The 8,583-nt window shown below is 40.0% G+C and carries 9 protein-coding genes and 3 pseudogenes; 6 read left to right on the top strand and 6 right to left on the bottom strand.

All coding sequences use genetic code 11. From position 1 onward, the window contains the following. The 3 genes and pseudogenes from JWP71_RS02680 to rpsJ form a co-directional block, all read left to right on the top strand. Positions 1-265, top strand: a pseudogene (locus tag JWP71_RS02680) (30S ribosomal protein S7); the annotation flags it as partial. Positions 266-362: 97 nt separating this feature from the next. Beyond that, on the top strand, positions 363-2,474 hold the full coding sequence (fusA, locus tag JWP71_RS02675) for an elongation factor G (protein WP_299496802.1): 2,112 nt from the start codon (positions 363-365) through the stop codon (positions 2,472-2,474). A 126-nt stretch (positions 2,475-2,600) separates the two neighbouring features. Further along, on the top strand, positions 2,601-2,906 hold the full coding sequence (gene rpsJ / locus JWP71_RS02670; protein ID WP_022830652.1) for a 30S ribosomal protein S10: 306 nt from the start codon (positions 2,601-2,603) through the stop codon (positions 2,904-2,906). A gap of 244 nt (positions 2,907-3,150) precedes the next feature. On the opposite strand, the gene JWP71_RS02665 is transcribed toward rpsJ, so the two are convergent. Further along, on the bottom strand, positions 3,151-3,984 hold the full coding sequence (locus JWP71_RS02665; RefSeq protein WP_299496800.1) for a hypothetical protein: 834 nt from the start codon (positions 3,982-3,984) through the stop codon (positions 3,151-3,153). A 129-nt stretch (positions 3,985-4,113) separates the two neighbouring features. Between JWP71_RS02665 and JWP71_RS02660 the strand changes: the two genes are divergently transcribed. Continuing rightward, positions 4,114-5,373 (top strand): prephenate dehydrogenase, encoded by a 1,260-nt coding sequence (locus tag JWP71_RS02660; RefSeq protein WP_299496798.1) that lies wholly within the window; start codon positions 4,114-4,116, stop codon positions 5,371-5,373. Between the two features lie 78 nt (positions 5,374-5,451). Here JWP71_RS02660 and JWP71_RS02655 read toward each other — a convergent pair whose 3' ends face one another. The 5 genes and pseudogenes from JWP71_RS02655 to JWP71_RS02640 all read right to left on the bottom strand — a co-directional run bounded on the left by JWP71_RS02655 (position 5,452) and on the right by JWP71_RS02640 (position 7,625). Beyond that, on the bottom strand, positions 5,452-5,841 hold the full coding sequence (locus tag JWP71_RS02655; RefSeq protein WP_299496795.1) for a hotdog domain-containing protein: 390 nt from the start codon (positions 5,839-5,841) through the stop codon (positions 5,452-5,454). 89 nt (positions 5,842-5,930) lie between these two features. After that, positions 5,931-6,274, bottom strand: a pseudogene (locus JWP71_RS17320) (DUF5615 family PIN-like protein). A 19-nt stretch (positions 6,275-6,293) separates the two neighbouring features. Continuing rightward, on the bottom strand, positions 6,294-6,401 hold the full coding sequence (locus JWP71_RS17315; RefSeq protein WP_366143514.1) for a hypothetical protein: 108 nt from the start codon (positions 6,399-6,401) through the stop codon (positions 6,294-6,296). Continuing rightward, the gene (locus tag JWP71_RS02645) at positions 6,394-6,528 is read right to left on the bottom strand and encodes a DUF433 domain-containing protein (protein WP_299496791.1); all 135 of its coding nucleotides are present in this window, start codon (positions 6,526-6,528) and stop codon (positions 6,394-6,396) included. Before JWP71_RS02645 ends, JWP71_RS17315 begins: the two co-directional genes overlap by 8 nt. Before the next feature lie 98 nt (positions 6,529-6,626). Continuing rightward, a complete protein-coding gene (locus tag JWP71_RS02640) occupies positions 6,627-7,625 on the bottom strand; it encodes a DUF6624 domain-containing protein (protein ID WP_299496789.1) in 999 nt (332 codons plus the stop codon). Positions 7,626-7,877: 252 nt separating this feature from the next. On the opposite strand from JWP71_RS02640, the gene rplC reads away from it, so the two are divergent. After that, on the top strand, positions 7,878-8,495 hold the full coding sequence (gene rplC, locus JWP71_RS02635; protein ID WP_299496787.1) for a 50S ribosomal protein L3: 618 nt from the start codon (positions 7,878-7,880) through the stop codon (positions 8,493-8,495). A 1-nt stretch (position 8,496) separates the two neighbouring features. Continuing rightward, positions 8,497-8,583, top strand: a pseudogene (locus JWP71_RS17310) (50S ribosomal protein L4); the annotation flags it as partial.

The raw sequence follows: 8,583 nt of genomic DNA, 5'->3' as shown, positions 1-8,583 counted from the left end.
TATGCCTGCAGTTGAAGTTAAAAGCCGTCGTGTTGGTGGTGCTAACTTCCAGGTACCAACCGAAGTTCGTCCGGAGCGTAAAATCGCTGTAGGTATGAAATGGTTAATCAGCTATGCCCGTCGTCGTGGTGAAAAAACCATGATTGAGAAATTAGCCGGCGAGATCATATCAGCATCTAAAGGTGAAGGTGAAGCAGTGAAAAAGAAAGAAGATACGCACAAAATGGCTGAAGCCAACAAAGCGTTCTCTCACTTTAGATTTTAATTAGTGAATTATTGAATGAGTGAATGAGTGAATAGGTGAGTTTTTAATTAAACATTCACTCATTCAATCATTCGCTCATTCACTCAATATAAAACAGATGTCAAGAGATCTAAGATTTACAAGAAATATAGGTATTGCCGCTCACATTGATGCCGGTAAAACTACAACTACCGAGCGTATTCTTTACTATAGCGGCGTGAGCCATAAAATAGGCGAGGTACACGAAGGTGCATCTACAATGGACTGGATGGCGCAGGAGCAGGAACGTGGTATTACCATTACCTCGGCAGCTACAACTGTTGGCTGGAAATACCGCGGACAAAACTACCATATTAACATTATTGATACACCGGGACACGTGGATTTTACCGTTGAGGTAAACCGCTCGTTACGTGTATTGGATGGTTTGGTTTTCTTGTTTAGTGCGGTTGACGGTGTTGAGCCACAATCTGAAACTAACTGGCGCCTGGCTAACAATTATAATGTTGCCCGTATAGGTTTCGTTAATAAAATGGACCGTAGCGGTGCCGACTTTTTAAATGTTGTAAAACAAGTAAAAAGCATGTTAGGCAGTAACGCGGTACCATTGCAGTTACCAATTGGTGCAGAAGAAAACTTTAAAGGTGTTGTTGACTTGATCAACTGGAAAGGTATTGTTTGGAATGAGCATGATAAAGGCATGACCTTTACTGAAGTGCCTATCCCGGAGGATATGATTGAAGAAGCAACCGAGTGGAGAGAAAAACTGTTGGAATCAGTAGCTGATTATGACGAGAGCCTGATGGAGAAATTCTTCGATGCTCCTGAAACAATTACCGAGCGCGAAGTTTTAGACGCTTTACGTAAAGCCGTTTTAGATGCGAAGATCGTACCTATGGTTTGTGGTTCATCTTTCAAAAACAAAGGTGTACAAACCATGCTTGACTATGTGATGGAATTATTGCCTTCACCAATGGACGTAGAAGGTATTATTGGTCATCACCCTGATACAGGCGAAGAAATTTTACGTAAACCATCAGAAAAAGAACCGTTTGCAGCTTTAGCGTTTAAAATTGCAACCGATCCTTTCGTAGGTCGTTTATGCTTTATCCGTGTTTACTCGGGTAACCTGGAAGCAGGTTCGTATGTGCATAACATGCGTTCAGATAACAAAGAGCGTATATCCCGTATATTCCAAATGCACGCTAACAAGCAAAATCCTATACCTAACGTAGGTGCAGGTGATATTGCTGCGGTAGTAGGCTTTAAGGATATTAAAACAGGTGATACTCTTTGTGATGAGAAACACCCGATCATCCTGGAATCAATGAATTTCCCTGACCCGGTTATCGGTTTAGCTATCGAGCCTAAAACACAGGCAGATGTAGATAAATTAGGTATAGCTTTAGGTAAATTATCAGAAGAAGATCCTACATTCCACGTAAAATCTGACGAAGAAACAGGCCAAACAGTAATTTCTGGTATGGGCGAGCTTCACCTGGATATTATCATGGACCGTTTAAGACGTGAGTTTAAAGTTGAGGTTAACCAGGGCGCGCCACAGGTAGCTTACAAAGAAGCTATCACAGGCACCGTACAACACCGCGAAACATACAAGAAACAAACCGGTGGCCGTGGTAAATTTGCCGATATACAAGTTATACTTTCGCCAAATGATGAAGGTCAGGAAGGTTTACAGTTTGTAAACGAAATAAGCGGTGGTTCAATCCCTCGTGAGTTTATCCCATCTGTAGAAAAAGGCTTTAAAGCCTCAATGGATAACGGCGTATTAGCCGGTTACCCGTTAACCAGCTTAAAAGTACGTTTAATTGATGGTTCGTTCCACGCGGTCGATTCGGACGCGCTATCTTTCGAGTTAGCTGCTAAAATGGCTTACCGCGAGGCATTGCCAAAATGTAAACCGGTATTGCTTGAGCCAATAATGAAAATAGAGATATTAACCCCTGAAGAAAACATGGGTGATGTTATTGGTGATATGAACCGTCGTCGTGGCCAGCTTTTGGGTATGGACTCGCGCGCTGGTGCACAGGTAATTAAAGCTACTGTACCACTTTCAGAAATGTTTGGTTATGTAACCCAGTTACGTACCATTACATCTGGCCGTGCTACTTCAACCATGGAGTTTGATCACTATGCTGAAGCGCCACGTAACGTACAGGAAGAAGTAGTTGCTAAAGCAAAAGGCAAAAAAGCTGCTGCAAATGCGTAGTTAGAGATTGGTTGATTGAGTGAGTAGTTGATTAGGTTCAATTTTAACTCAATCAACTTAATAAACATAATCAACCAATCAACTATAATTAATAGCTCTTATAGTTGGTTACAAATCAAAAACAAAATGAGCCAAAGAATCAGAATCAAATTAAAATCTTACGATTACAACCTGGTTGATAAATCAGCAGAGAAGATCGTAAAAACAGTAAAGCCAACAGGCGCTGTAGTTAGCGGACCACTTCCGTTACCAACCGAAAAGAAAATTTTCACTGTTTTGCGTTCACCACACGTAAACAAAAAAGCACGTGAGCAATTCCAATTATGCTCTTACAAGCGTTTATTGGATATCTACAGCTCAAACTCAAAAACTGTAGACGCGCTGATGAAGCTTGAATTGCCAAGCGGTGTTGAAGTTGAGATCAAAGTGTAACTGTACCGGAAGATCTATAATATTAAAAAAGCCATTCGAATTTCGGGTGGCTTTTTTGTTGGAAAATTATTATAATTAAATTATATCCTACACCTCATTGCGAGTATTCACCAAAGTTCATTTGAATTATTTGATAATCTCAATAGCTCAGCAATGACGCGCGAAGATTAGAGAAGTTAAAAACCCTCACCACCAGTCTCCAAAAAATCCGGTGTTTACACTCCGCCATCAGGGGGCCGGGGGGTTACCCTCTCCCCATCAATTCATCCACCTTGTTACGCTCGGTTTGCAGTTCGCGGGCCAGTTTCTTTTCTTTTTCGTTAGTCTTAGCTTTATAGGCTTTAAATTCCTCTTCCAGCTCGTTATATAACGTTGTGCGATAAGTAGCCTCTTTACGGTAACCGCCCGATTGTGCAATAACCACAGCCGCGATGATACCTATCGCAACTACCAAACCCCACATTATAAGATTGTAGGAGGTTTTTGATAATGATATACCAAATAAGCTGATCGTATCAGTTTGCAAAAGAGTTTGATCTCTATTACTAACATCGGTTTGTAAACCACTGATGATTTTGCTTTGCTGGTTAAGTTTTTCATGCACATCCTTTAATTGGTTACGCGTAGTTTTTAACGTATCCATAAAGGTCTTCCACATGGCTTCAACAAATGGCTGCTGGGCACGGTATACCTTGGTTAACAGGTATTGGTATTGCCCGTTAAGGCTTTTGTCAATAGGCGCAGGTGCAATTTTTACGGTGGTATCAACTCGTGCAGCATCCGGAGGCGTTGTAGCTATTGTTGTTGAAGGTATTTTTATTGGCGAGGCTTTTTTTAGGCTATCTGCAATCTGCGCGGCCCTGTAAGCTTTTGCATAGCTGCCATAACCATATTTTGTATAGGGTCTTCCGGTTTTGGGATTGATAGGTATCGCGCCGCCGGGTTTAGCGGCCGCAGGTTTCGCAATTTGCTTTTTAACAGGGGGCTGCGTTAAAGTATCCTGCGCCCGGCCAAACATTACAATGCCGGATAGCAGCAAAATTAAAATAGATATTCGCAACATGAAATTGTTTTTCATATGTAAAATTAGACAATGATTTATTAAAAAAACGAGTTAAATAGCGTTTATTATAGAAACTTAGGGGACTTTATAAAGCTAATATAAGCTTTCATACGGATTTTTGCTACTCATGGTTATATTAGCGGAATGAATATTGGAATTATCGGCCTGGGCGATATGGGTCGGCTTTACGCTAAGGCCTTTGCAAAAGCAGGTTATACTGTTACCGGATGTGATTTGCCGGCTAACAAAGCACAGTTGGAAGAAGAATTGGCGCCGTATAATATTAAGGTGCTTGACAGCGGAAAAGAAATATCGCAAACCAGCGATCTCATCATCTACTCGGTAGAAGCGGAGAAGATAGCCCGGGTTGTTGCCGAAAATGCCGAATACACCAAACCCGGCGCAATAGTAGCGGGCCAAACCTCGGTTAAAACTCCCGAGATTGAAGCATTTGACAAGTACCTGCCTGCAAGCGCGCAGATAATTACTTTTCATGGTATGCACGGCCCCGGTTTTGAGCCAAAGGGTCAAACCCTGATATTGATACCGCATAGAGCAGATGCAGCCGCGCATAAGCGGATGATCGATCTCTTTACGGCTATAGGATCAAACATAGTGGAACTTGCCGATTATCACGAACACGATAAAATTGTAGCCGATACACAAGCCGTAACCCACGTAGGTTTTGAAAGCATGGGTACCGCCTGGAAAGCCGCCGGGTTTTTTCCGTGGGAAAATGCTTCTTATATAGGCGGGATAGATAATGTGAAGATATTAACTACATTACGCATATTTAGCTATAAGGCACACGTATATGCGGGCCTGGCAATTTTAAACCCTTATGCAAAACAGCAGGTAAGACAATACGCGGTATCAGAGTCGGAATTATTTAAGCTAATGATACAGGAAGAGGAAGCCACTTTCCGTAAACGGCTTTACCGCGCCCGCGATTTTGTGTTCCACAAAAGCCGCAAACCTATTATGCTGAGTGATAAGGTAATGAAGGAGTTTTCGCTATCGCAGAACCATGATCTGCAAAAACCAAACTCGCATTTAAGTATATTAAGTATGGTTGATGCCTGGTACCATTTAGGCGTTAACCCGTATGATAACCTGATCTGCCAGACACCGCCTTTCCGCCTGCGTTTAGGTATTGCCGAGTATCTTTTTAAAAATGAAGAACTGCTGGAAGAATCTATACAAGCGGCTCTTTATGATAAAACCATCCGTGGTGATGATCTGGAGTTTCACTCGGCCGTGCGCGAGTGGTCGTCAATTATTGGTTATGGCGATATGGAGGGTTACAAAAAACACTTCAATGATGTACAAGCCTTTTTTAAAGGCAGATTGGAAGAAGGCAACAAGCAAAGCGCGGAGCTGATACGAAGGTTGATGACGGAATAATCTTGACACGATTTATAGGATTGACAAGATGGTAATGATTAAAATCTTATTAATCCATTCAATCTTAAAATCGTGTTGTCACTCCCTCAACCGTTCATCTGTATAAGTAATTTCTTTGCGGCCATGCCTAACAGGTTTGCCATTTTCATCCACACTTACAAATACTATCTTATCAATAGTAAGAATACTTTTTTGGGTGATCTTGTTACGCACTTCACACATTAGGGAAATGGAGGTGTTGCCAAAGTGCGTTGCTTTAATGCCTAGTTCAATAATATCTCCCTGACTGGCAGAGTTGATAAAATTAATTTCAGACATGTACTTGGTAACGCAGCCATTAGTGCCCAACTGTATAATAGAGTAAATAGCGGCTTCTTCATCTATCCATCCCAGTAACCTGCCACCAAATAGGGTGCCATGTGCATTCAAATCTTCGGGTTTTACCCATTTGCGTGTGTAAAAATTCATATCATATACTTTAACCGTAAAGGTATAACAGAATTTTTAAGCTAGCTAACCATTTATTAGCGTAAGATAATAAATGACTCAGGTTAACTTTATAGTGGAAGTTTTCTAAACCTTATCCTGTTATCCTCAATAGTTATAATGAAATCACCATCTAATTGATTTGAAAATTTCTCAAATAATATTTCAAGTTTGCTTTTAATATTGGCGGGAGTAAAGTCTGATGTTCTGAATTGTATTACGGATGCTTGTTTTGATTTATTAAGTGCCAGTAATTGGCCAAAGTCCATGTCTGAAGTAAGAATTATCCTATTTTCACTATTGCTTTTTCAATTATAAGATTGTCTTGCAGCTTATATAGATTTTCATCATTTAAATGTATTGCATCATGTCCCTGGCTGCTTAGCCAAAGTGCTACACTTTTAGATATACCCATATCTAATAAAAATCGCAAATCAGGATACTTTTTGAGTTATGTAAAGTTCTTCTTCGGCTAAATAAGCAGCATATTGCAAACACTGATCTATATCCTCAGATTCTAAAGCGGGGTAATCATCAAGGATTTTCGGCCTTATTCATGCCGTTAGCTATTAAATTAAGCACAATAGATACAGTAATGCGCATACCGCGGACGCAGGCTTTACCATTCAGAATGTTAGGATCAGATGTTATTCTATCTATTGCAAGCATAATATAAAATTACAACAATAAATTGTAGTTATCAAATTTAAGGGTAGCAGCCATCATCCAAATCTCTCTTAAACCGAACCAAAACTAAAAATAGTTAATTAATAGATAACACCGTTCTCTAATTCTTCTATTTTGGGTAGGTCCTTTTTATATTGTTCAACATCCCATGCCATCTTCCAATACTTCAAGTATTCATTCATCGGCTGCAAACCCATTTCAGCGCGTCTTTTATCTACATTATCAGGGTCTTCCAAAGGTTCTACATAATATTTCCCGGTACCATCTCCAATAAGTTGGCTTCCGTAAAGCTGTTTCTTGTGCTGCATTGTATTTATCCTATCTTCTAAGAGAGCCATATCGGGCGCAGTTACCAAATCCATTTTATATGCTTCTTTAATTAATGGAAGATATTTTAGCTTCATGGCAAGTTTTGCATGCTGAATAACCAAAAATATAGCATTGCTTCCTTCCTTATCTATTTCGTTGCTTTTTGGCCAATGGTATTTATCAATAATCGTTTCAACCTTTTGTTGATTTACAGAATCTAATTTATTAATAAGCTGCCATTTTGCTTTTATTTCAGGTGACGACATTCCATACTTCTGACTGATATTATCCAGTTGTAACCTATAGTGTTGATCATCATAATATATAATAAGTAGCTCGGCTATCAGCATATAGTTCTTTTTAACGGCTTGCTCAGGTTTAATGCCCTTAGACTTAAGTAATTCAGTGAGATTCATCCAGCGACTATCACTTTTTAACTTATCGAATGCATCGTCAGTAAATATATTTTTCAATGCTCCGGAATAATTTCCTTTTGCCATACGATTAAGCTGAGAAAAAGCTGAATCGGGCACATCAGCCAGCGCCCACATACGCGCGGCATAAAGCATTTTATCGTCAGGGGCGTAATAATGGCGTTCTATCAAATCTTCTGAGTAAAGTTGCGCCGACTTTAAGTATTCTTTATTTGTATATGCCTTTAAGGCAGCATATATTTTGGGCCTTAAATCATACTGTGCGTGTGCTTTAAAGGCTGATACTAAAATGCATACCAATAAAATGACGCAAGTTCTGTAGCTGGATTTTTGCATGATTCAGGTTGTTTTTTGGTTTAAAGTAAATATAAAATAAATGTAATTATCGGATCAAATCTTTAACAGTCTTTAACAGTTATAGCTGATAATTATTCCTGCAAAAGAACCTGCTAATTATTTATAAAAAAATATCTCAGTAAGTATTTGACATTTAATGTAAAGTTGCTATCTTTGCCGTCCCTTAACGGGGGAATAATATGCCTTGAACGAAGCCCTACTGCTTCGATGGGCACAAATAAAATAAAGAAAATGTCAGGAATAATTGGTAAAAAGGTAGGAATGACCAGCATATTCGACGACTCAGGGAAGAACATCCCTTGCACAGTTATCGAAGCTGGCCCTTGCGTAGTAACACAAGTACGGTCTGTAGATACAGACGGTTATGCGGCTATACAGCTTGCATATGGTGAGAAAAAGGAGAAAAACACTTCTGGCCCGTTAAAAGGTCATTTCCAAAAAGCCGGTACAACCCCAAAACGTAAATTAGTTGAATTCAAAACTTTCGAAGACGAAAAAGCTCTTGGTGACACTGTTACCGTAGCTATTTTTGCTGAAGGAGATTTTGTTGATGTGGTTGGTACTTCAAAAGGTAAAGGTTTCCAGGGTGTGGTTAAGCGTCACGGTTTTGGTGGTGTGGGTATGCAAACTCACGGTCAGCATAACAGGTTACGTGCTCCGGGTTCATTAGGTGCCTCATCATGGCCATCACGTGTATTCAAAGGAATGCGCATGGCGGGTCAAATGGGCAATGAGCGTGTAAAAGTTCAGAATTTAGAAATTTTGAAAGTTTATACCGAGCAAAACCTTATAGTAGTTAAAGGTTCCATCCCAGGGGCTAAGGGTTCATTCGTTATAGTGGATAAATAAGATGGAAGTTAAAGTATTAAACGTATCAGGTAAAGAAACAGGTGCCAAGGTGCAGCTTCCTGAAGCCATATTCGGTATCGAGCCCAAT

It is taken from the genome of Mucilaginibacter sp., from assembly GCF_028287845.1.
Classification (GTDB): Bacteria; Bacteroidota; Bacteroidia; order Sphingobacteriales; family Sphingobacteriaceae; genus Mucilaginibacter.
This window is presented reverse-complemented; position numbering and strand designations above follow the sequence as displayed.